This is a genomic window from Spongiimicrobium sp. 3-5, from assembly GCF_046557915.1.
In the GTDB taxonomy this organism is placed as follows: domain Bacteria; phylum Bacteroidota; class Bacteroidia; order Flavobacteriales; family Flavobacteriaceae; genus JBHEBG01.
This window is the reverse complement of sequence record NZ_JBHEBG010000004.1, coordinates 370,548-391,877: the sequence shown is the minus strand read 5'-3', so window position 1 is coordinate 391,877 and position 21,330 is coordinate 370,548. Positions and strand designations below refer to the sequence as shown.

The window sequence follows — 21,330 nt, the reverse complement described above, 5'->3', positions numbered from 1 at the left end:
TGTGAAATAAAACTGGCTACAACAATGGCTATACGTAATTCGGGGTTTGGTTCTTAATCCAAAGTTTAGTGTATTTTTATAAAGTTCACCAAATCTTTTGATTTGGCTTTAAAAACTAAAAAATTAAAACAAAATAAAAAGTTTTGGCTAAGTGCTTAATCGGAAATTAATCGCTTCTTAATTCTCATACTAACCATAGCCGAAGCCTTTATAGGCAATTACAGACCAACTCTTACTAATGAATGATACTCTCGTTGTTATTTTAATTTTAGGGCTTTACTTTTCCCCAATCTTCTATCAATTAGTAATCGTCATTAAGGAGAGTAAAAGGGGTAATAAAGTACCTCTTAAAAAGTTCAAAAGAATCTTAAAGTATAGTTTTCTGACCCTTATCCCCTTGGTAGTCACTTTTGCAATTCTGACCCGAATTAACTTTTTAAACTATGAAAGTCCGATTACTTATGATAGGGTGGATCAAATAACATTTGAAAATTTCAGGGGCCTTGAGTTTTTCAAGAAATCCCTTTATGGAAATGAACGTTTCGCATATGTGGTAACCACCATAGAAACCGAAATTGACGATGATTCCGTTAGTGTCAAAGCTTTATTTCATCCCTCAAGATCCTTTGTCTACAATTCACATTCGAATAGCAAAGAATTACTGAGTCATGAAATTTATCATTTTAAAATCACCGAACTATTTGCCCGAAAAGCAAAAAAGAAAATAGTCGATTTAAAAAGTTCAAGCAAAAATGAAGTAAGTAAAATTATAAGTAGCTCATGGCGGCAAGAAAGAAAGTTTCAGAGCAAATATGACTATGACACTTTTCATAGCTACGTTTTTAGTGAACAAAAAAAATATGAAAGAGATATCGATAGTTTGCTAAATTTGCTTTTAGAATTTGAAAAACCAAAAGTTATATTAAATGAATGAACTCAAAACAGTAGCTCTAATCCTCCTTGGTATTACAATGTTAGGCTGTCAGACTGAAAAACATAAATTCCCCTTGGAAAAAAGATTCTGGGACGTAAATGACTATAGAGAAGTAACTTTAGAGCTAAACTATGGTTATGATGATGATGAAAAACTGCCTTCACTAGACGATCCTAAAACCCGAATAATTGTTGAAAAACTTACGGATCATCAAAACTATGAAGTGGTTTTAAATGACAAGGAACTAGGACTAAAACATAGAAATGGAGTTGCGGATGAGTTCTTTAAACAATGGAAAGATATGCATGAAGTGTATCAAGCTCGGGACGTTCAGGATAAATATTTGTATGACCGAGAACTGCTAAAAGTATGGCAATTTGGACTTGGTCTTCAGTTAAGATATTTTAAACTTGGAAATGACAACATTATTGCTAGCTCAGATGATCCAAATTCGGCTCGTGTGAAAAAAAATCTTAACTCTAATATTAGTACGTTGATTAACAACTTCAATATCTATTTGGTCGAGATAAAGAACGAAAATGCGTTTTCGGAAGAAGGAAAGGAATTACTGGCGGTTGGTATTGATAAGTACTTTACCAGACTTATTGAACTCTACCCTTCAGCAAATTTCGAAACAATGACACGAAAAATTGACCTGATGTACGACAAAAGTGAAACCAAGCGAATAAAGGAGTCTCTTTCAAAAATTAAGAAATTGATAGAATCCAAAAAATCCAAAGAATAAGCACTCATAACAATGCATATTACGATCATCCCGGGCAATAGCCGGTCACTCAGCAAACACAAGACCATTGACAAGAAAAATGAACGATTCTCTTGCAGATACTTAATCTAATCGAAAAATGCATAAAAAAGAAATAGTTAATCTTGACAGGATTATTAATCAAACTACATCCGAAATAAATTTTGGAACACAACTAGAGATGCTAGCAGCCAATAAGAAAGGGAAGGAAGTAGATGTAGGGCTTTATCCGTTATGCAGATTTATATGTGCTAAAAAAGGTTCAATTCAGTTTGAGATCTATGATGACAACAGAATTATTCGGTTACCAATTGAAGAATTGGAGAATTCGATTTTAGCTGCAAAAAAATGGGTTCAATCCGAAGATTCGTTCGATTATTCTGATGATAGTTAATTTAAAAAGACCACCAATCCAACTGTTTCCGGATGGCTTTTAAGAATATATACATTAAATATTATGCTCACCGATACTAAAATAAGGTCATGAAAAAAATAATTGTAGTGCTCGTTTTTATGCTCTTTTCAATTGGAATAAATGCCCAAAGTTTACTTGGAGCCTGGGAAAGCTATCATACTTCCGAAAATGGGGAGAAACTTAAAGATGTGGTGATTTTTTCCGATGGGTATCAAGTACTCACAACCTACCATGCCGTAACGGGTAAATTTATCCATTGCAATGGCGGGACCTGGAAATTACAGGGTGACACCGTCACGGAAAAAGTAGAATTTCATACCGATAATGCAGCAAATGTGGGTAAAGAGTTTAGCTTTAAAGTGGCTATTACCGACTCTATAATGAGCATTATTGGCAATGAAACGCAGTTTAAACGAATTGATAGTGGAACGCCCGGTAAGCTACAAGGTGCATGGTTAATGTCCGGTAGAATTAGGGATGGTGAAACACAATTAAGGGATACGACCAGACCCAGAAAAACGATGAAAATTTTGTCGGGAACTCGTTTTCAATGGATCGCTTATAATACGGAGACAAAGCAATTTATGGGAACGGGCGGAGGAACCTATACCACAATTGATGAAAAATATACCGAGAACATAGAATTCTTTTCACGGGATGATGCCAGAGTAGGCGCTAGTTTGGAGTTTAATTACAGTCTGGTAGATGGTAAATGGCACCACACCGGCCTGTCCAGCAAGGGAGACCCGATCCATGAAATATGGAGTATCAGAAAATAGGGTCTCTTGTAAACCAAAAAGTAAATCCCTTAAAATTCACAATTTTTCATATATTAATCGTTGTGCGTTACTCTGAAAAAAAGAACTATTGATGGATTATCAAACTTTTCGACCACATTCAGATTTAGAAGCTGTCGTAAACTGTTATTGGACTTTAGAAGTGCCAGCAGAAAATAATGCGCAAAGACAACGGATTATACCTGATGGTTGCATTGAAATGGCTTTTATACTCGGAGACGATATAAAGCGATATTCTTCCCAAGATGAATTTATCTTGCAACCCCGGGCAATGGTTCTCGGACAGACCATTGAGCCTTTCTACATAGAACCTACGGGCTATGTCAATACATTTGCAGTTAGCTTTTATCCCTATGGTTTTGCCAATTTCGTTTCCATACCCATTAAAAACTTGGCAAACAAAGAAACGCCAATAGAACTACTCTTCGAACCAAATGCGGCTAAAGAATTAGAACAAAACATAATCCAAGCAACAACTACAAAACAGCGAATAGAAATCATTGAACACTTTCTTTTAGGTGAGTTAAATGATACAAGAACCATTGACAAAATCGTAAAAATGACCATTGACGTACTACAGGCAACGAACGGAAGTGCTTCGATAAACACCATTCTTAACGAAGATTTGTCAAAAAGGAGACAACTCGAAAGAAATTTCATCAAACAAATCGGGGTTAGTCCAAAGCAATTAGGTAAGGTAATCCGATTGCAAACAGCCCTAAAAATGTTACTTAGTGAAAAGGCAGAAAGTCTAACCCATGTTGCGTATGAAAGTGACTATTTTGACCAATCGCATTTTATTAAAGACTTTAAGGAATTTACCGGGGTTAACCCGAAGGATTTCTTAGGAAATGAAAATATGGCCCTTTCTACGCTCTTTTACAGATAGACAAGGTGTCGCATTTTTACAATTTCGGTCTTCTCAAGTAATTTAAATTTGGGAGCCCATTTAAATAGATTAGCATGAACAGAGCCATACTATGTTTACTTACAGTACTTTCCATTACCATCTTTGCTTGCAAGGACCAAAACAAGTCTAAAACCGAAACTACGGCGGTTGACTCAAACGTAAAACAAATAACAAACGAAATGAAAAGTCATATTTCAATATTTGAAATTCCAGCTACTGAAATTTCACGAGCAGTCGATTTTTATCAAACAATTTTGAACATCACCATTGAGAAAGTGGATATGCCCGAAATGCAAATGGGAATATTCCCATACGAAGGAGAAATAGTTACGGGAGTTATAATCAAAGGAGAAGGGTATAAACCCTCAGCTGATGGCGTCACCATATATCTAAATGGTGGAAACGATCTTCAGGTTATACTTGATAAGATAGAGGAAAACGGCGGGAAAATTATGGTTCCAAAAACACTTCACGCCGATGAAAGTGGGTACTTTGCGATATTTCTTGATTCGGAAGGAAATAAAATTGGTCTTCATTCCCCAAATTAAAAGGCGGAAATAGCTAAGGCCCAATAATAGCTGTAAAGCAGTGCTGCCCTGCTAATCCAATCCGCCAGTGGACAGGTGGAGTACACAAAGTTTAGGCCAGAACGTCGGTATTAATTAGAGCCAACATGAATAAATATTTTAGCTGCTTTTTTATATTTTTTATTCTTTCTTGCGCTGAAAAAAAATCTTCGGACAACGGTTTGGACCAACAATCACCCCCAGAGCTAAATCCATACCAAACTTCCATTGTTATTCTTGGAACCGTACAAGACGCGGGGTCTCCTCAAATAGGTTGTAAAAAAGAATGCTGTATTGAACTTTTTAAAAATCCGGATCATACCCGAAAAGTAATTTCATTGGGCCTAATTGATCGACAAACCAATAAAACCTATCTGTTTGAAGCTACTCCAGATATCGCCACACAAATGAAAATGCTTACGAAATCCGAAAGGAAAAGTGATAGGGAGTTGGTAGATGGCATTTTCTTAACCCATGCCCATATAGGACATTATACAGGATTGCAATTTTTAGGAAAAGAAGCAATGAATTCCAAAAACACACCCGTTTATGTGATGCCCAGAATGAAGGAGTTCCTAACTAACAACGGGCCTTGGAGTCAACTGATAACAAAAAGCAATGTAATACTAAATGAATTGGAAAATGAAAAACCGGTTCAACTATCCGAAGCTATTGAAGTAACGCCCATAATGGTGCCTCATAGGGACGAGTATTCCGAAACTGTAGGTTATAAGATTAAAGGACCCCATAAAAGTGCGCTGTTTATTCCCGACATAGATAAATGGGAAAAATGGAACAAAAATATTATTGATGAAATAAAGCAGGTAGATTACGCATTTTTAGACGCTACCTTTTATAACGAAAAAGAAATAAATAACAGGGATATCAGTCAAATTCCACATCCCTTTATTATTGAGAGTCTTGAAAAATTTAAAGCCCTGAACCGGCAAGAAAAAAGTAAAGTCGTTTTTATTCATTTTAACCATACCAATCCTTTGCTAAACCCAACTAGTAAAGAAAGTGAGGCAGTAATTCAGCAAGGCTTTAAAATTGGGAAGATTGAAGATGTTTTTGAATTATAGCAAATGCCTACAATGTTTACAATAGCTTGCTCCTTCTTAGCGAAAACCCCTATTAAGACTAGGTTTTTTGTTGAAGAACCGCATATAGTGTTTGTAAAAAACCGAGTACTCGTAGAATCCAAAATCCGATGCCAAGCTTCTTAAAGATTCAATTTGCAAATCGGAGTTAATTAGGGCGTGCATTTTATTTAGTTTAAGTTCTAAATGAAATTGGTAAGGCGATTTTCCGTAAAGTTGTCTAAATGTTCTAACCATGTAATACTTGGATAAGCAAGAAACATGGGATAGCTCATCAAGGCTTATATTTTTATAGAGATTATCTTCTATATATTCCCTAACGACGGACAATCGCCTAAAAATTTCTAGCCTAGTTTTTTTACGCTTAAATTTTAAATTGTTTTTTTCCAGGCCAAGTTTATTCTGGGCAAGGATTACATTTTCGGCCAGCTCCAAATAAAAAGATTCATCCAAAACGGCATTGGAATTTGCTGCTACCATATTTATTATCCTTTTAAGCTCTGGGCCACTGCAAGTGGTCTTAATAGGTAAGAACGGTACGAAATCTGTTGAAAAACTGTCAAAAGGAAAGTCGAGTAACTTATCACCCCATAAAAGATACTTATGGGCTTCCAGCATAGCATCGGGTTCTAGAAAAATTGATGTTGCCAAACCATTGGCTTTAAGAAATTGCACCTTGGAATCTGGTTGTACAAATAAAACGGAACCTGTCCCTAGCCGCTTTAGTTGGCCATCTACCAAATAATCTTCCTCTCCGTTTACAACGCATTTTATGGCATAGGATGAACGGTAGGAAACCGGAGCGGCATATTTTGGCGATTTACCCTTTGATATATAAATTTCATTAGAAAATTTAACCGGGAAGCTCTGGGTCTTGTCGTTGCTAAAGCATATTATTTTATCCCTTACTTTCATCTATAAACTTTTACGATAACAGTTCTTACTCAATAGACTTTCAACAAAAGCCAGTGTTACAATTATCTTATTTAGTTAAACATTTTGAAACCAACGCTAAATCGCAACAATTGAAATGTTTTCAAGTCTTCAAAACAATACCTTCATAACCGTATTTTTCGTCAAATCGAAAAAAGAAATTCATAGAATAGAATCGTAAGAGCCCCAAATACCGGTATATGGACCCATGTTATAAATCAATTCTTCATAAAGTCAGCCTTCAATTCTTTCTACTTTGCCTTCTAAGTTTATTATCAACACGGGGTACTGCACAGTATTCCGGGGATATCCTTAAAGAAGAGGTTGTTAGCATGATAGACAGCCTCGCTCTAAATAAACAATTCTCCGGATGTGTAATATTGGCAGATAATTTCTCCAATACCATAGTGCAAGAATGCCGTGGTTACAGCGATGTAAAAAAGAGCATTGCAAATACCCATGCTTCCAAGTTTTCCTTAGCCTCAGTGGGTAAATTTTTTACAATGGTCGGAACATTAAAACTGATAGAGGAGCAAAGACTAATGCTAGATGATAGTCTTGAAAAATTTAATTTCAACTTCTCAGATCCGCGGGCCCATAAAATTACCATAAGGCAACTTCTTGCCCATAAATCGGGCTTTGGACATTATTGGAACAACCCGGAATTTCTTAAAAAAAGAAGTGATCTCGATAGCATATCGGAGTATCTAGATTTCATATCAAGGAAAAAACTAGATTTTGACCCCGGCTCGGAATATCAATATAGTAATGAAGGATACATAGTTTTAGGAGCTGTTATTGAAAAGATCTCGGGAATGGATTTTTACTCTTTTGTAAATCAAAAGATATTTGAACCGCTTAATATGAAAGATACAGGTTTTCCATATTTGGATGTACTAGACTCCTCTTTTGCGAAACCCTACGTTAAAAATCAGAACCATATATGGGTTGAATCAAACCAAGAAGTATCATTGAGAGGAGCCTCGGACGGTGGCGGTTATTCTTCCATAAGGGATTTATCCATCCTTTTAAATGCCGTTTTTAACCACAACTTTATCACCAAAAAATCTGTATCCCTACTGTCGTCAAATTTTGAAAATGAGAATCTAAAAAAGAATGGGCAAATTTTTGAATTGGTTGGTGCTTTCCCGGGAGTAAGCGCATCCATTGGTTTTCATGGGCCTACCGGTTTAAATATTGCCGTCTTATCTAACTATGACTCCCCTGCCTCAGAAAATGTTGTTATCGGTGTTCTCAATATAATTACAAAGGCATCCCTTAAAAAAGAACACCATACAAGCACTAAAATTTCTTACCTAAAAGGAACTGTGTACGATAAAAACGGTGCCCCTATTCCTTACGTAAATATCGGTATTGAAAATACAAATGTGGGTACCGCTTCAGATGAAAAAGGAAACTTCACCATTAATATCCCAGCCGCGCGTATCAATGAAATGCTAACTGTATCCGCACTAGGATACGAAAAACAAAGAATTGAGATAAAAACTGTTCAGGATGCAGATGCTATGGCGCTCAGAATGACTCGGCTAATTGAAGCGTTACCCGAAGTGATTGTAACCGGTAAGAAAAAGAAAATTGTAAAAGTGGGTAACAAGGGGTTGGGTATCGTATCTTCTGGAGCATACATCGGTGGTAAAATACCCGGAGCTTCTTTAATTACAAAAATAAAGATTGAATCTCCTGGAAAATTAATGAAACTACGTGTACATATTAGGAACAACAGGTTGGGCAAGAATTTTAAGCTAAGAGCAAGGATTCTTGAATGCATAGATGGAAAAAATCCGGGGAAGGACATCTTGCAAACCAACATTTTGGTAGCGTCAAATTTGAAAAAAGGATGGTTAGAATTTGATCTTGAAAACTCCGGGATTTATCTTACCGAAACTGTTTTTATTGGGGTGGAATGGGTAGACAAACATCAAATCAAAGAAAGCGCTTCTACCGCATATCCCAGGGTCTCATATACGCCAAAGGCAAAGGCTATTAGCTTTGCCAGGGCAAATGGGTTAAAAGATTGGAAACCAATAGGCATTGACCCAAATTTTTACGTTTTGTTATCGGTAGATCAGTAACATACTATAAAAGTTTGTAGAAAGACTCCAATGTGCAAAAGACAGGACAAATTATTTTTGGAGATGAGAAAATTCATTATCGTCAACAAAATCTTGTTATCTTTAATTGTGCCTTTGTCATTACTTTTTATTTTGCGGAATAGATACCTGATGGTAATGTTATTCATTTCCATTCAAGGCCTTTTTGCCCAAAAAACATTAGTGGGCACTATATTGGACCAAGAAACAGGAAAACCGGTCGATTATGCAAATATTGGTGTTATAGACCAAACCATTGGTACGGTGTCCGATAATGATGGAACATTTAACTTGGTATTGAAAGAGTTAAATCAAATAGATAGTGTCCAAATCTCCCGTATTGGTTACACCCCACTTAGGTTATCAACTTCCGACCTTCACAAAAGAATATCGCACAACCCCGTTATTTTTCTACAGGAGGAAGTGTATCAGTTGCAAGAAGTAGTGGTAGATGTTGGCGAAGTGGAAAAAAACCGAATAGGTTATTCGAAAACAACGAAAAATCTAATTGGGTTTTGGAATGACAGTCTTGCTCTTGGCGGAGAACATGCCTCAAAGATTTTGGTCAGGAAAGGGCCCATAAAATTAGAAGACCTATCGTTCAACATTATTAAGAGTATTTCTGATAGTATTCTGGTGAGGGTAAACGTTTACGATATAGAAAAGGGCCTTCCGGGCCGAAACATCTCCAAAAGAAATATCCTTTACACCATTAAGAAGAAAAGTGGTAGGGAAATCATAGATCTTTCTCCCTATGATATTGTGGTAAATAACCATTTTATCGTAAGTCTGGAGTTACTAAAAATATACGGTGGTAAGGTGGGAATAGCTATTGCCGCCTTTAACGACGGTGCAAGATCATATACGCGGTTAATAAGTCAGGATAGATGGCGAAGAATTCGTAAAGGTACTACCATAGCGTTCAACCTTAACACTTCTCCTTTGGAAGGTGACCAAGCATCCTTCATGAATATCCAAAAGAAAAACAAAAAGCCCAAATCGGTTAAAGTTCTATGGGATAACTCACTATCTATGGAAAACCGTGATTTGAAAAAGGAACTGAATTATCTCGATCTATTTTTTGAACGGATGGGAGATGTTAAAGTGTCTTTTCAATCTTTTGGTTACAAATTGGGTCAAGAGAAATCATTTGAAATCAGGAAGGGTCAATGGAACGCGCTCAAAGCCCATATTGAACAAATAGAAAACGATGGGGCCACTAATATAGACGTACTAGAGCAACTGAACACAGAAGAATTTACGCTGTTGTTTACAGACGGAGCACGTTTTATGACCGATGTTAACCAAAAATGGTATGGAAAAATTTTCCCGATCAACACCCACAAGAAAGGCAATCACGAACTTCTGGCTTTCATTGCTGAAGAATCTGATGGGAGCTATATTAATCTAACGGACCTACACGATATTAGAAAAGCCACAGATTACAGAAGAATGAAAGGCAATTACACTTCTAAAAATAAGCCTAAAGATGCGCCACCCAAATTGATCATCATCAGGGGTAGTGTTTCAGATTTTGATGACCCCATTGAGCGGGTGCTTGTTCAGGTAAAAAACACCAATCGGAAAACTAGAACCGATACAAAGGGGAATTTCACAATTCTGGCAGAAGCAGGAGAAACACTTATGTTTACCTACCCAGGAAGAATAAAAGTAGAGGCCGCAGTAAATTACGGCACCTCTAATCTTAGTATTACCATGCCATTAGGGGTAAAAGTGTTGGATGAAGTGGTATTGGAAGACAAAAGGAAAGGGCTGGAAAAGCTGAGCGTAGATGCCATGGGTAAAAAGAAAGTATCTACCAACTTTGGGGTTTTGGATCCGGAAAGCACCGGTTTTGCTATAAGACAAATAGAAGGTGATCTTTTAAACACCTCATCCCAAACGTTAACAGATGCCCTAAGGGGTAAATTTGCTGGTGTAAGAATTGTTGGTAATCTCGTGGGAATACGTGGAAATGAGGCCCTGGGTATATTTGCGGCCTGGGATATTGATGGACTACAGTACCCTCCCGATGGAGTTTTACCGCCCATAGACGTTACTAATGTACAGCACATAACCATTATGCCGGGAAGCTGGGCGGCAGCCCGATATGGTAGGATGGCCGCAGGAGGAATTATTATCGTACGCACTAAAAATCAATCATTCGAAGATGTTAAGGTTGAGAAAAAATCGTTGTATGACCAAACCTTGTTCAGGAACAATGGCTATAAAGGAGAAGCTATTTTCCCAGAACACAATGCGGGGAGCAAACCTAAATACCTACAAGAAATTGCAAAGGCAAAATCATTGGGAGATGCCTATCAACTTTATTTACAGCAACGATCACTTTACCAAAATATGCCTCACTTTTTTTCGGACGTACACCATCATTTGCTACAAAAATGGAATGCAAGAGATATGGCATTATTAATTTTATCCAATATCGCTGAGAAATTTCCGGAAGATGTTAATGCCCAAAGGTTACTGGCATATTCTTATGAACAACATGGTTTATATACGAAGTCGCTCTCCATTTACAAACGAATTTTAGATTTAAAGCCAACTCAGGCCCAAAGCCAAAGAGATTTGGCCAAAGCCTTTGTTAATAATGGAGATTATAAAGAGGGATGGAAACTGTATAAAAAATATCTCAACATGGAACATAAGGATCCTGATACGGATGGTTTATATAAAATTGTAAAGCGCGAAATGCGCGACCTAGCGGAAAACTATTACAATGTATTGGGGTTGGATAAAGACAGTTTTACTTTCGATCAGGACCAGGAGGACATCTCCATCATCGTTCAGTGGAACAATCCTAATGCAGAATTTGAGCTACAATTTGTTGGTCCTCTGAACCGATACTATACTTGGAGCCACACCAAAACGGAAAATCAACAACTTCTCAAAGAAGAACGTAAAAAGGGCTGTTTTTCCAAAAGTTTTGGGATTCAGGACATTGGTGCTGGTCCATGGATATTGAACACCAAGTATATTGGAAATCTAGAAAACACTCCTACTCACCTAAAATTTACCATACGAGAAAATAATAAATCGAAAGAGACCGTAAAGGTTTTAAAACTGCAACAAAAAAATGTTAACTACCGTTTTTTAGATATTTCAGCAACGAATATTGCGGTCTTCCATTAACTTACGCGCAGGTATACTATTACTAATGGCAACCAGAAAATAAAGTAACAAATGAATTATAGTGATGCGCTTCTTAGTATTGTAGAAAATGGTTCGAAACAAATTAAGGAAATTGATGCTAAAAACATGTCGTTTAAGCCGTCGGATGAAAAATGGTCCAAAAAACAAATTCTAGGTCATTTAATAGATTCTGGGGTAAACAATTATAGTAGAATACTGCTTGCCCAAACGAAGGACGATTTAATTTTTGAGGGCTACGACCAAGTAAATTGGGTGAAGTTGAACAATTATCAATCTAGAAATGCGGAAGAAATTCTGAAAATTTGGGAAATGATAAATATTCATATTTCGCAGTTAATCGCTGTAATTCCCAAATCTGTTATGAACCGGAAAACCGTGCATCATAACTTTGATAAGATAAGTATGCGGACCTTGCAAAAAGGGAAAGAATCGAATCTGTCTTATCTCATTTGGGATTATATATTTCATGTGGAGCACCATTTGGCCCAGATAATCGGTGATTACAAAAAGTTGAATATCAAATTATTGGCCTATTAGAAATATCCATACGGTTACTTTAATTTGTACATTGATAGCAAGAAAAAATTATGATATGACCGAAAAAAAAAAGAAACCAAACATTTATAATTACTTTATACTTACGTTTCTAATCTCATGGGGGCTTTGGAGTCCCTTTTATTTCTCAGAAGAAGTAAGTGAATTTTTGGTATTACCCGGGGCTTGGGGGCCAACAATTGCTGCCCTGATCCTAACATACCGCAGTCACGGAAAAACAGGAATTAAGCAACTGCTAAAAAAACTTCTGATTTGGAGAGTACCTTTTAAATACTATATTTTTTCCATTTTTGGTATTTTATTCATTGGTACAATCGCGGTTTTAATCCATAAAGCTTTGGGCGGGGATTTACCAAGTTCCGCAGCAATATTGCAGGGCATGGGTTTGGCAGAGGGGCAACTTATGGTGGCCATACTGCTGTCTCCTCTTTTTTTCTTAATTAACACATTATTGGGTGGGCCAATAGCTGAAGAGTTGGGATGGAGGGGTTATGCCCAGGAAATGATGCAACAAAAATACAATCCAAATCTTTCCGGTTTAGTTATTGGATTCCTATGGAGCATATGGCATCTACCTTTAATACTGTTTTTACCTAAAGCTGTTGGCAATATGTCCGTTTTGGCATACATACCATTAATGACTGCTATGGGGGTTATTTTTTCCTGGTTATACAATAGAACAAAAGGCAGCGTCTTGTTGGCAATATTATTACATGGAGGAATGAATTTCACGCACGGTTTTCTAGGAGCCGACGCCTTAAGTGACAAGAACCTATTAGTGATTCAGGTTGGACTTATCATTATCGTGGCCATTATATTATCTCGAAGTAATAAAAATAAACCGGTAACAACATAGCGCATTATGGAAAAACAATACAGGAATCTTGGGTTCATTTTTTTGCTTTTCATACCACTGACATTTTTTGGGTTTTACAAGACCTATTTTGTCCTGGCTCCCGAATTTGAAGGCACCGTAGATATCTATACCCATGTACACGCGTTTACGGCCTCCTTGTGGATAACATTGCTCATTGTCCAGCCATTGCTAATTAGATATAAAAACTTTAAACTGCATCGAATCTTTGGAAAGGTTTCATACGTCGTTTTTTCAGCATTAATTCTGTCGTTCTTACCACAAATGGTAAAACAGTACAGTAGCGGTTCTTTTCCAATAAACGCCAGTTTAGATGTTATTCTGCTTATCCTATTCTATGTATTGGCAATGCGGAACAAGAAGAACGTTACCATTCATATGCGCTATATGATCGCCATTGCACTCATTTTTGTGGGCCCCACCTTGGGAAGGATTATTTACCTTACGCTTGATTCGGTTTATCTAAGGTTCCTGGAATTACCGTACCTATTAGTCAATGCGCTACTTATTGGTTTAATTTTTTGGGATAAAGCTGCTAAAAGAAATTACAAGCCCTACTTGGTGGCACTAGGTTGTTTTATGATTTACCTGGCCATATTGTATCTATTTAAATAAGTGATTGTCCTAAAAAATTATATGTTTACTAACATGGGTCAGCACATCGTATTAATACAAATCATTTTAAACAATAGGTTGCCCTAGGCTGAAATAATGTGTAACTTTAAAAGCAATAATTAAACTACAGACCATGAAAAAAATAAAACTTTTGTTTACAGGACTTGTTATCCTGGTTTCCTATAACTGTAAGGAAGTTAAAAAGGAAGTAAAAGAGGAGATGGAAACGGCAGTTGATGAAATCAAAGAAGAACTACAGGTAAAAACCATTTCCTTCACCATGGAGCCTAAGAGCGATAGCAATGTTACCGGTGAAGTGACTTTTACCCAAGAAGACTCGCAGGTAAGCATGATTGCCAAATTAACCGGGCTTTCCGAGGGAGAACATGCCATACACATTCATGAAAAGGCAGATTGCTCCTCCGCGGATGGTAAATCTACAGGAGGGCATTGGAACCCTACATTCCAACCACACGCCAAATGGGGCGCAGAGGAAGGATATCACAAAGGGGATATAGGCAACCTTACAGCGGACGCCGAAGGGAATGCCACCGTCGCTTTTTCTACAGACCAATGGTGTATTGGGTGCGATGACGATACAAAAAATATTATCGGCAAGGCCGTAATTGTTCACCAAGGTGTGGACGACTTTACCTCCCAGCCCAGCGGAGCCGCCGGTGCCCGTGTCAGTTGTACGGGAATCATACAATAATTGTGGTAAATATCATGTAAAAAGCTGTCTTTTGGGCAGCTTTTTTTATAACTTGATATAATAAAAGCCCTTGCATGGAGCTAGATGATTTAATTGCACTTTTTCAAAAAAAGGACATGGTTGCTTTTGAGAAACTCCATGAAATGTACTCGGAGAACATTTGTGGTGTAATCAATGTCATTGTAGGTGATAATGATGTTGCCCAAGAAATCTGTCAGGATGTTTTCTTAAAAGTGTGGAACAAGGCGGAAAGTTATGATCCATCTAAAGGCAGATTCTTTACATGGATCCTAAATATTGCCAGAAACGCGGCCATTGATGAACTTAGATCAAAATCGTACAAGGACCGTAAAAAAAACTTATCCGCAGATTATTTCGTAGGTACCCTTGAGAATGACGATAACCTCAATAAAAAAGTTGATGCAATAGGACTTACCAACTTATTAAAAAACTTAAAGGATAAATGCGTACAGCTCATAGAACTGCTATATTTTAAAGGGTATACCCAAAAGGAGGCGGCCGAGCAATTGCAGATTCCGTTGGGAACGGTAAAAACAAGAAACAGAAACTGCATTTCGCAGTTAAGAGATAATATATTTTCGTAGATGGATGTAAAAAAGTACATAGCCTCTGGGATTTTGGAACTCTACGTAGCCGGCACACTATCTGATGAAGAGAATTTAGAAATATATCATTTGGCCAACGAGCACCCGGAAATAAGGAAAGAAATAGAACAAATAGAGGCGGCCATTCTCGCTATGAGTGCAGCTTCCTATTCCGGTACCACAAATTTTGAAAAGTTAAAATCTCGCCTCAATGAAACCAAATCGTCCAAGGCATTAACACTACCAGGTAACAAAATAAATTGGAAAATATATTCGGGCTGGGCGGCGGCCGCTCTTTTTGCAGCAGGAATGCTCTGGTTTTATAGCGACAATAAAGAGCTAAAATCCAATATAGATGTGGTTACCCAAGAAAATGCGGTAATGGAAGAGCAAATTTTAGAAGCTAGAAATTCCTTGGAAGATTCTGAAAAATTGCTGAACACCTTGCGCGACAAAAATATAGCGGTGATACCCCTTGCCGGACAAGATATTTCGCCAAACGCTTATGCAAAGGCTTTTTGGAACAAACAAGAAAAAAAGGTTTTTATAGATGCCCAAGGATTACCCGCACCTCCCAAGGGTAAGGTATATCAGGTATGGTCTTTAAAATTAGATCCGTTTAGCCCTACGAGTATTGGACTACTAGAAAATTTTGATTTAAACGGAAATAAGGTCTTCGCCTTACTAAACGAAAACGAATCGGAAGCTTTTGGCATTACACTAGAACCGGCAGGTGGTAGTGAAGTACCCAACTTAGAACAATTGTACGCGCTTGGTGCTACAACATCTTAGAACGGAAAAGAGGTTATTTCCTCATTCGTGTATGCTTCTGTAACGACCTATGGGCCGCCAATACTTTCAGAGCCACAAACAACATTGCTGAAATCCAAAGAAAGAAAAGAAAGTATTCCATAACAGTTATAATTTGTGTTGGTCTTTCGGACAATTTTTAAATGTCCTTAGGTTAAATCTGTACTATTTAGGGCTTATAAAGTAGTACTATAACGGCATTTGAACGGTAATAATATACATTTCGTCCGAAACCGCCTAAAAAAACTGTTAAAATTCGATGAAACACCATGGCCGTGAGACCATGGTGCTCTTAAAAACAACCTAAAAATAAAACAAACATCTTGTAAAAAATGGGGTGCACGATGCAAAACCTTAGGTGTTGCCATCTTATTTACCACTACAATTCACTTATCCTTTGTTCCATTAACGGGCCCAGTTCATAAATTGCCTGCTGCAACGCTTCCTTAAGGTCCGCTACTTTTTCGGTAACCCCATTTTCTTTATAGATTTCAGCCAAATGATACAAGATTTCGGGTTCCTGGGTTTGTCCCGCCACATGCTTTTCGGCAATTTCCATGGCCTTGTTTTTATCGCCACGTTTCAAATAACTGTATGCCAACATATCATACGTTTGGGGAGTTGCCCTATTTTGCACCTCTTTCATTGCCAAATGCAAAGCCTTATCAGTGGTATCCGGTCTTTCTTGTAACAATGCAACAGTATGACCGTTGTACATGTCCCCATAGGAAGGATTACCAACTTCACGATCAAACTGTTCCAAATAGGAGTCTTTTTTCTGGTTATCTTCTAAATATTCCGCTATTTCTGCTTTTAACAGCCAATAATCAGGGCTTTGGTTTTGATGTGTAACGGCATCCAAAATGCGTAGGGCTTCGGTAGCATTTCTTTCGTACGAAAACACAATCCATGCGATGCCTTTTTTGGCGTATGCATTTTTGGGATCCAATTGTAAGGATTTAAGGTAATGGTCGTATGATTTTTTGATACGACCGGCATGACCATAGTAATCTGCCAAATTTGTATAGGACCAAAGTATCAGTTCTTTATTTTTAGAAGTTTCGGCTATTCTCTTGGCAATTTCCATAAATCCAATGGCCTTGGTAAGATCTCCTTTATGATCGCTCCATTTGGCAAGTCGGATCAGGTATCCAAAGTCCGACATATTTCTAATTTTCTTTAAATAACTTTCTGCCTCGGTATAATTGCCCAATTCCATATGAACATCAAAAAGTAGCTGCTCCGATTCTTTTAGTCCGCTCCCAAGATTATGGGCCTTCACGGCCCATTCCAATGCCTCCTTAAACCGATGTTGTGCAATGTAATTTCGGGCCAAGGCCCTATAATAATTAGATTTTCCCACCGCTGCTATGGTCACCGCCCTGTGCAAAGCCTGTGCTGCTTTCTTTAGATATTGGATATCTCCGGTAGATTTAAAATAGCGGTTATATTCGCTGGCTACAATACCAAAGCTGGTAAGCTGCATACTATCTGGTTTTATTTTCGAATTCCAAATTTCAAAATACTTGGACGTGGTGGTCGGAGCCTCGGCAGTAAGGAATTTGTTGTAATCATTTTCATTGGTAATTGCACCAACAGGTTTCTTTTCTGTATGACAGGCACTTAAGATGAGTAGCCCCATTACTAGTGTTATAAATTTCATGATCGGAATTTTAGTTGTTAAACATCTTTTTAAAAAGAGGAGGAAAATAGATGCCCCTCCCCTTTTCTCTTCTTCATAGTCAAAAGTTCTTATTCGGGAGCACCCAAGTAAGGAAAGGTATCAGAGATATCCGATGTTAGACCAACACCATCGGATGTTAGCCTAGGCAAATCGGCGGTACCGTCATCGTCCAAATCTTGCCCGCTGAACCGTGTTCCTTCAGCACCTCCAAAAAACAAGATCAATGACACATCTACAAAATCATCGCTCAACGATCTTCCTGTGAGCGCTATTTCATCTCCATCCGGAACCAAAATCCGACCATCATTGTCCAGATCCGTACCTGGGTTAAAATAGGTGGTCGGTGCATCCGGAGCAACGTCTAAGGCATCGGCTGCTAAAGCACCTGTCAGTGTAGCTGCATCTAGCCCCAAAATGTTGTTTTCATAGTTTACGGCCAAGGGATCTAACCCCAGTAAATTGGCATAAACATCGTGATATTGCTCTAATCTGGCCTCAAAAGCAGCTTGGAAGGCGGCTCCCATTTCAGAGGCTATGGTATTGTTATTGGCATCTTTTATGCTGGGTTGCCCTTCCATATCAAAGCCCAGGGTAGTATTAATTCCGGGTCGCCCCATATGATCTACCTGGGCGTAGTCGCCGGAGAAATCCAAGGAAATAGCACAGGGCTCACAAGAACCGCCACAATCTATATCGGTTTCATCGCCATTTTTAATACCATCGGTACAACTGGCCTCGGCCATCATACCCGGAATTTGCGCATCATCATCATTATTGCAAGCGCCCAGGGATATTACCGCTATCATAGAAAACAGCAAATATTTTAAATTGAATAGTTTCATTTTTTTTGTGTTAGATTAATGTTCTATTGTTTTTTATTGGTGGTAACCCACACCTTGTAAACAGGGATTCCTAAAATATTTGTTCCTGTAGGCGTGCCCAGGAGACTATTGGGTATTTCCATAACTATGGACATGGTATTGGTACCATCGAAAGCATCTGAGGCCTCTTCCGGGGTCTTAAATCCTTCAGGGGCCATTCCGCCTGCTACCGCATTAAATTGAAAGAAATCGAAAAAGAAGGGATCCTGTCTTGGTCCGGCAAAAAGTGAAACACCTTCCGATGTGGTCTCAATAATGGCTGTTGTGCCCGAAATCTCCACATTACCAAGTGGAGAATCTACCAACACCTGGCTCCTTAACCCGGTTTCCAATGGAGCCACAGGTCCAAAAAAATACATGTTTCCATTTCTTGGTATGGCTTGAATGACCAAATCTTCAACTAAATCGCCATCGGTGTCGATATTAATCTCGGTCAATACCGTTTCGTCAAAAGTGCCGTAGGCCAGCTCTGGCAAAATGTCCGATTGCAAGTCAACTGCAAAAACCGTGTTGTCTGAACCCTCGCTGGGCTCAAAGGCATAAAGATCCGCAATATCGGCGGTAGTACCCCTAGATGAAGGTGCATCAATATGGTCTGCCGCAATTAGGACCAGCCCCATAATACTAAGGCCAATAAGGCCCAATTTTCTTCTTTTGTTTTTCATGATAAGTTAATTATTATTAGCATTGCCCTTACCTACGCAACCTGCCGTGAGGGGGTTTTGTTTTTTCTGTTAAATTGATGTTAACGAATGCTTCCCTTATACCCAACGCTCGTTGAGACCTACGAAAATTTCTATATTTGGTTTTATTTTGGGAACTAAATTTTAGCCTATGAACCCTTCCGCATCAGGTTGGATTGAAAAGTTTGGGCACCTCTTGAAGGATAATTGTGACAATTATGCCAGCTTCGGGGAGCTATATACCACCCTAAGGGAATGCGGATTCATCTATGGTATCAACCTAAGCACTTTCCACTTTATAGTAGCGGAACATCAGCTATCGGAAGATGAGATAGCCAAGATCAATCTTTTGGGAGGTTTGTATTTTACCTATGCGCAACAGGGATCGAAGCCTTCTTTTGATGACTTTTTAGATACCATATTTGGTTTTTATCAAAGCCTGGACATTGGGAATATTTCGTTTTTTAAAAAAATATTGTCGGACAACAAAACCTCTTCGCAATTGGAGAAGCTTATTGGGAGTAGGGTTTATTTAGAAGACAATTTGATCAGTAAAACTTTTAATAGCATCATTACCAACTCGCTCTTATTTATTGATGTACTAACCTTTAAAAAATACTTGGAAGGAGAGGTACAGATACGGGAATATGCCCAAAACTTAGAGTATATAACGATAAATCTTACCTACCACGCCCTAAATTCCAAGGAAAAGAACAAAAACGACGAAAAACTGGCACAGCTTTTTGCCGCATCATTGACTTTTATAGATAGTGATCAGACCAATTTTGACGGTTCTTATCGGAAAAAAATGATAAACAAATTTTCTCCTTGCGAGAACCAATATTTTATGGATGTGGCTTGCCTTACAGTTTGGGAAGATCAAAATTTGGATTATTTGGAGTCCGAATTTATTTTTGGTATTGGAAAAGATTTAAATTTTTCTCCAGAGGAAACTGCCGTGTTGTTAAAATATGTGGCCTCTTTTTTTGATTCAAATTTTAAAAAGATACCCCATCTAAAAGATAGTAATCTGGCCATTCAATTTTATGATAGTATGGCCAAGATTGTAAATAAATTAATTCTAAGAAACAGTAAAAGACTTCAAAAAGAGCTTTCGGAAAGTAAAGAATTGGTAGCCTTAATTTCTAAATCTACGGTGAAGGATTTAAGTCCCGAAGAAAAGAAAAAAATTCAAAACCAGTTGTTGGATATTTTTAAAAGCATTCCGTCTTTAGCAATTTTTATGCTACCAGGGGGAGCGGTTTTGTTACCAATTTTTATTAAATTGATTCCTAAATTACTGCCTTCGGCATTCGACGACAACAGGGTGGAGTAAAAAGGGGTTATTTTCTTGAAAAAAAGCACTATAAGAAAAATTTATAGTTGTAAATATGACTATTTAAATATTTATTAATCAGATATTTAATTCAATTCATTCCAACCATAACTTAAAGTCCTTAACCCGTTCCCTACTTACAATGATTTCTTGGTCATTATAGCGGTTCAGCTTAATTTTCAGCCTAGAATTGGTGTACGAAACAATGTCTTTAATATGATTTATGTTCACGTAAAACCTACGGCTTACCCTAAAGAATAAATTGGGAGCAAGTTCGGTTTCCAAATTTTCCAAAGTAGTATCCAACAAATAATTTCTACCATCGGAAGTTGCTGCATAGGTGCCCTTGTTCTCACTATAAAAACACTCCACGTCATTGGCATTTATAATTTTTAGATGTTGGCCTACCCTAACCGTAAATCGTTTTTTATATTCTCGCTCCAAAGGGTTAACCAACAACTTTTTTATGTCGTCAAAATCTACCGCAATTTTCTGTGATGACGGTTTTAGTTTTTTATATTTTTCTACGGCCTTTTCCAAATCCTCATCGTCAATCGGTTTTAAGAGGTAATCAATACTGTTTAGTTTAAAAGCTTGCAAAGCATACTCATCGTAAGCGGTGGTAAATATTATTGCACTATTGACGTTGATGGCATCAAAAATTTCAAAAGATAGTCCATCGGACAACTGAATGTCCAAAAAAATAAGGTCGGGATGCTGGTTTTCCTGAAACCATTGGATAGATTCTTCCACGGAGTATAGCATGGTGGTTACCTGTATGCCCAAAACTTCCAATAACCTGGAAAGCCTTCTCGCGGCCGGTTTTTCATCTTCTATTATGATTACCTTCATATTGTTCAAGAGTTTATTATGGG

The 21,330-nt window shown here is 37.8% G+C and carries 21 protein-coding genes; 16 read left to right on the top strand and 5 right to left on the bottom strand.

Translation table 11 applies throughout. The annotated features are described in order from the left end of the window. Positions 1–238: 238 nt before the first annotated feature. The 7 genes from ACEQ81_RS16040 (at position 239) to ACEQ81_RS16010 (ending at position 5,467) form a co-directional block, all read left to right on the top strand. Positions 239–934, top strand: a complete 696-nt coding sequence (locus tag ACEQ81_RS16040) for a hypothetical protein (RefSeq protein WP_411031927.1) — start codon at positions 239–241, stop codon at positions 932–934. Between the two features lie 73 nt (positions 935–1,007). After that, on the top strand, positions 1,008–1,679 hold the full coding sequence (locus ACEQ81_RS16035; protein WP_411031926.1) for a hypothetical protein: 672 nt from the start codon (positions 1,008–1,010) through the stop codon (positions 1,677–1,679). Between the two features lie 118 nt (positions 1,680–1,797). Beyond that, on the top strand, positions 1,798–2,091 hold the full coding sequence (locus ACEQ81_RS16030) for a hypothetical protein (protein ID WP_411031925.1): 294 nt from the start codon (positions 1,798–1,800) through the stop codon (positions 2,089–2,091). 89 nt (positions 2,092–2,180) lie between these two features. After that, positions 2,181–2,891, top strand: a complete 711-nt coding sequence (locus ACEQ81_RS16025; RefSeq protein WP_411031924.1) for a membrane or secreted protein — start codon at positions 2,181–2,183, stop codon at positions 2,889–2,891. Positions 2,892–2,982: 91 nt separating this feature from the next. After that, positions 2,983–3,798, top strand: coding sequence for a DUF6597 domain-containing transcriptional factor (locus ACEQ81_RS16020; RefSeq protein WP_411031923.1), 816 nt, complete (start codon positions 2,983–2,985; stop codon positions 3,796–3,798). A 74-nt stretch (positions 3,799–3,872) separates the two neighbouring features. Further along, positions 3,873–4,367, top strand: coding sequence for a VOC family protein (locus ACEQ81_RS16015; RefSeq protein ID WP_411031922.1), 495 nt, complete (start codon positions 3,873–3,875; stop codon positions 4,365–4,367). Positions 4,368–4,492: 125 nt separating this feature from the next. Continuing rightward, positions 4,493–5,467 carry an MBL fold metallo-hydrolase gene (locus tag ACEQ81_RS16010; protein ID WP_411031921.1) on the top strand — a complete coding sequence of 325 codons (975 nt, stop codon included), beginning with the start codon at positions 4,493–4,495 and terminating at the stop codon, positions 5,465–5,467. A 36-nt stretch (positions 5,468–5,503) separates the two neighbouring features. Here the strand turns inward: ACEQ81_RS16010 and ACEQ81_RS16005 are convergent, their stop codons facing one another. Next, positions 5,504–6,400 (bottom strand): helix-turn-helix domain-containing protein, encoded by an 897-nt coding sequence (locus ACEQ81_RS16005; protein ID WP_411031920.1) that lies wholly within the window; start codon positions 6,398–6,400, stop codon positions 5,504–5,506. A 350-nt stretch (positions 6,401–6,750) separates the two neighbouring features. On the opposite strand from ACEQ81_RS16005, the gene ACEQ81_RS16000 reads away from it, so the two are divergent. The 8 genes from ACEQ81_RS16000 (at position 6,751) to ACEQ81_RS15965 (ending at position 15,853) form a co-directional block, all read left to right on the top strand. Beyond that, entirely contained in the window at positions 6,751–8,511 is a 1,761-nt protein-coding gene (locus tag ACEQ81_RS16000) for a serine hydrolase (protein ID WP_411031919.1), read from the top strand. A 63-nt stretch (positions 8,512–8,574) separates the two neighbouring features. Then, positions 8,575–11,679 (top strand): carboxypeptidase-like regulatory domain-containing protein, encoded by a 3,105-nt coding sequence (locus ACEQ81_RS15995; RefSeq protein WP_411031918.1) that lies wholly within the window; start codon positions 8,575–8,577, stop codon positions 11,677–11,679. Between the two features lie 51 nt (positions 11,680–11,730). Then, entirely contained in the window at positions 11,731–12,237 is a 507-nt protein-coding gene (locus tag ACEQ81_RS15990; RefSeq protein ID WP_411031917.1) for a DinB family protein, read from the top strand. Positions 12,238–12,292: 55 nt separating this feature from the next. Next, positions 12,293–13,111 (top strand): CPBP family intramembrane glutamic endopeptidase, encoded by an 819-nt coding sequence (locus ACEQ81_RS15985; RefSeq protein WP_411031916.1) that lies wholly within the window; start codon positions 12,293–12,295, stop codon positions 13,109–13,111. Between the two features lie 6 nt (positions 13,112–13,117). Beyond that, complete coding sequence (locus ACEQ81_RS15980; protein ID WP_411031915.1) at positions 13,118–13,744, top strand: hypothetical protein; 627 nt, start codon at positions 13,118–13,120, stop codon at positions 13,742–13,744. Positions 13,745–13,877: 133 nt separating this feature from the next. Beyond that, on the top strand, positions 13,878–14,456 hold the full coding sequence (locus ACEQ81_RS15975) for a superoxide dismutase family protein (RefSeq protein ID WP_411031914.1): 579 nt from the start codon (positions 13,878–13,880) through the stop codon (positions 14,454–14,456). A 74-nt stretch (positions 14,457–14,530) separates the two neighbouring features. Continuing rightward, positions 14,531–15,061, top strand: coding sequence for an RNA polymerase sigma factor (locus ACEQ81_RS15970; protein WP_411031913.1), 531 nt, complete (start codon positions 14,531–14,533; stop codon positions 15,059–15,061). Then, positions 15,062–15,853: an anti-sigma factor domain-containing protein gene (locus ACEQ81_RS15965; RefSeq protein WP_411031912.1), complete on the top strand. Its 792-nt coding sequence runs from the start codon at positions 15,062–15,064 to the stop codon at positions 15,851–15,853. Between the two features lie 397 nt (positions 15,854–16,250). Here ACEQ81_RS15965 and ACEQ81_RS15960 read toward each other — a convergent pair whose 3' ends face one another. The 3 genes from ACEQ81_RS15960 to ACEQ81_RS15950 form a co-directional block, all read right to left on the bottom strand. Beyond that, entirely contained in the window at positions 16,251–17,534 is a 1,284-nt protein-coding gene (locus ACEQ81_RS15960; protein ID WP_411031911.1) for a tetratricopeptide repeat protein, read from the bottom strand. 89 nt (positions 17,535–17,623) lie between these two features. Beyond that, on the bottom strand, positions 17,624–18,397 hold the full coding sequence (locus tag ACEQ81_RS15955) for a hypothetical protein (RefSeq protein ID WP_411031910.1): 774 nt from the start codon (positions 18,395–18,397) through the stop codon (positions 17,624–17,626). Positions 18,398–18,420: 23 nt separating this feature from the next. Further along, positions 18,421–19,101 (bottom strand): DUF4331 family protein, encoded by a 681-nt coding sequence (locus ACEQ81_RS15950; protein WP_411031909.1) that lies wholly within the window; start codon positions 19,099–19,101, stop codon positions 18,421–18,423. Positions 19,102–19,270: 169 nt separating this feature from the next. Between ACEQ81_RS15950 and ACEQ81_RS15945 the strand changes: the two genes are divergently transcribed. Continuing rightward, positions 19,271–20,455, top strand: a complete 1,185-nt coding sequence (locus ACEQ81_RS15945; protein ID WP_411031908.1) for an LETM1-related biofilm-associated protein — start codon at positions 19,271–19,273, stop codon at positions 20,453–20,455. A 96-nt stretch (positions 20,456–20,551) separates the two neighbouring features. Here the strand turns inward: ACEQ81_RS15945 and ACEQ81_RS15940 are convergent, their stop codons facing one another. Continuing rightward, positions 20,552–21,307 carry a LytR/AlgR family response regulator transcription factor gene (locus ACEQ81_RS15940; protein ID WP_411031907.1) on the bottom strand — a complete coding sequence of 252 codons (756 nt, stop codon included), beginning with the start codon at positions 21,305–21,307 and terminating at the stop codon, positions 20,552–20,554. Positions 21,308–21,330 lie beyond the last annotated feature (23 nt).

Coding starts and splice junctions, on each gene's coding strand:
- ACEQ81_RS16010 (WP_411031921.1), top strand. CDS start 4,493: ATGAATAAATATTTTAGCTGCTTTTTTATATTTTTTATTCTTTCTTGC.
- ACEQ81_RS16000 (WP_411031919.1), top strand. CDS start 6,751: ATGATAGACAGCCTCGCTCTAAATAAACAATTCTCCGGATGTGTAATA.
- ACEQ81_RS15965 (WP_411031912.1), top strand. CDS start 15,062: ATGGATGTAAAAAAGTACATAGCCTCTGGGATTTTGGAACTCTACGTA.
- ACEQ81_RS15995 (WP_411031918.1), top strand. CDS start 8,575: ATGAGAAAATTCATTATCGTCAACAAAATCTTGTTATCTTTAATTGTG.
- ACEQ81_RS15950 (WP_411031909.1), bottom strand. CDS start 19,101: ATGAAAAACAAAAGAAGAAAATTGGGCCTTATTGGCCTTAGTATTATG.
- ACEQ81_RS16020 (WP_411031923.1), top strand. CDS start 2,983: ATGGATTATCAAACTTTTCGACCACATTCAGATTTAGAAGCTGTCGTA.
- ACEQ81_RS15980 (WP_411031915.1), top strand. CDS start 13,118: ATGGAAAAACAATACAGGAATCTTGGGTTCATTTTTTTGCTTTTCATA.
- ACEQ81_RS16025 (WP_411031924.1), top strand. CDS start 2,181: ATGAAAAAAATAATTGTAGTGCTCGTTTTTATGCTCTTTTCAATTGGA.
- ACEQ81_RS15990 (WP_411031917.1), top strand. CDS start 11,731: ATGAATTATAGTGATGCGCTTCTTAGTATTGTAGAAAATGGTTCGAAA.
- ACEQ81_RS15970 (WP_411031913.1), top strand. CDS start 14,531: ATGGAGCTAGATGATTTAATTGCACTTTTTCAAAAAAAGGACATGGTT.
- ACEQ81_RS16030 (WP_411031925.1), top strand. CDS start 1,798: ATGCATAAAAAAGAAATAGTTAATCTTGACAGGATTATTAATCAAACT.
- ACEQ81_RS15940 (WP_411031907.1), bottom strand. CDS start 21,307: ATGAAGGTAATCATAATAGAAGATGAAAAACCGGCCGCGAGAAGGCTT.
- ACEQ81_RS15960 (WP_411031911.1), bottom strand. CDS start 17,534: ATGAAATTTATAACACTAGTAATGGGGCTACTCATCTTAAGTGCCTGT.
- ACEQ81_RS15985 (WP_411031916.1), top strand. CDS start 12,293: ATGACCGAAAAAAAAAAGAAACCAAACATTTATAATTACTTTATACTT.
- ACEQ81_RS16005 (WP_411031920.1), bottom strand. CDS start 6,400: ATGAAAGTAAGGGATAAAATAATATGCTTTAGCAACGACAAGACCCAG.
- ACEQ81_RS16015 (WP_411031922.1), top strand. CDS start 3,873: ATGAACAGAGCCATACTATGTTTACTTACAGTACTTTCCATTACCATC.
- ACEQ81_RS15975 (WP_411031914.1), top strand. CDS start 13,878: ATGAAAAAAATAAAACTTTTGTTTACAGGACTTGTTATCCTGGTTTCC.
- ACEQ81_RS15945 (WP_411031908.1), top strand. CDS start 19,271: ATGAACCCTTCCGCATCAGGTTGGATTGAAAAGTTTGGGCACCTCTTG.
- ACEQ81_RS16040 (WP_411031927.1), top strand. CDS start 239: ATGAATGATACTCTCGTTGTTATTTTAATTTTAGGGCTTTACTTTTCC.
- ACEQ81_RS15955 (WP_411031910.1), bottom strand. CDS start 18,397: ATGAAACTATTCAATTTAAAATATTTGCTGTTTTCTATGATAGCGGTA.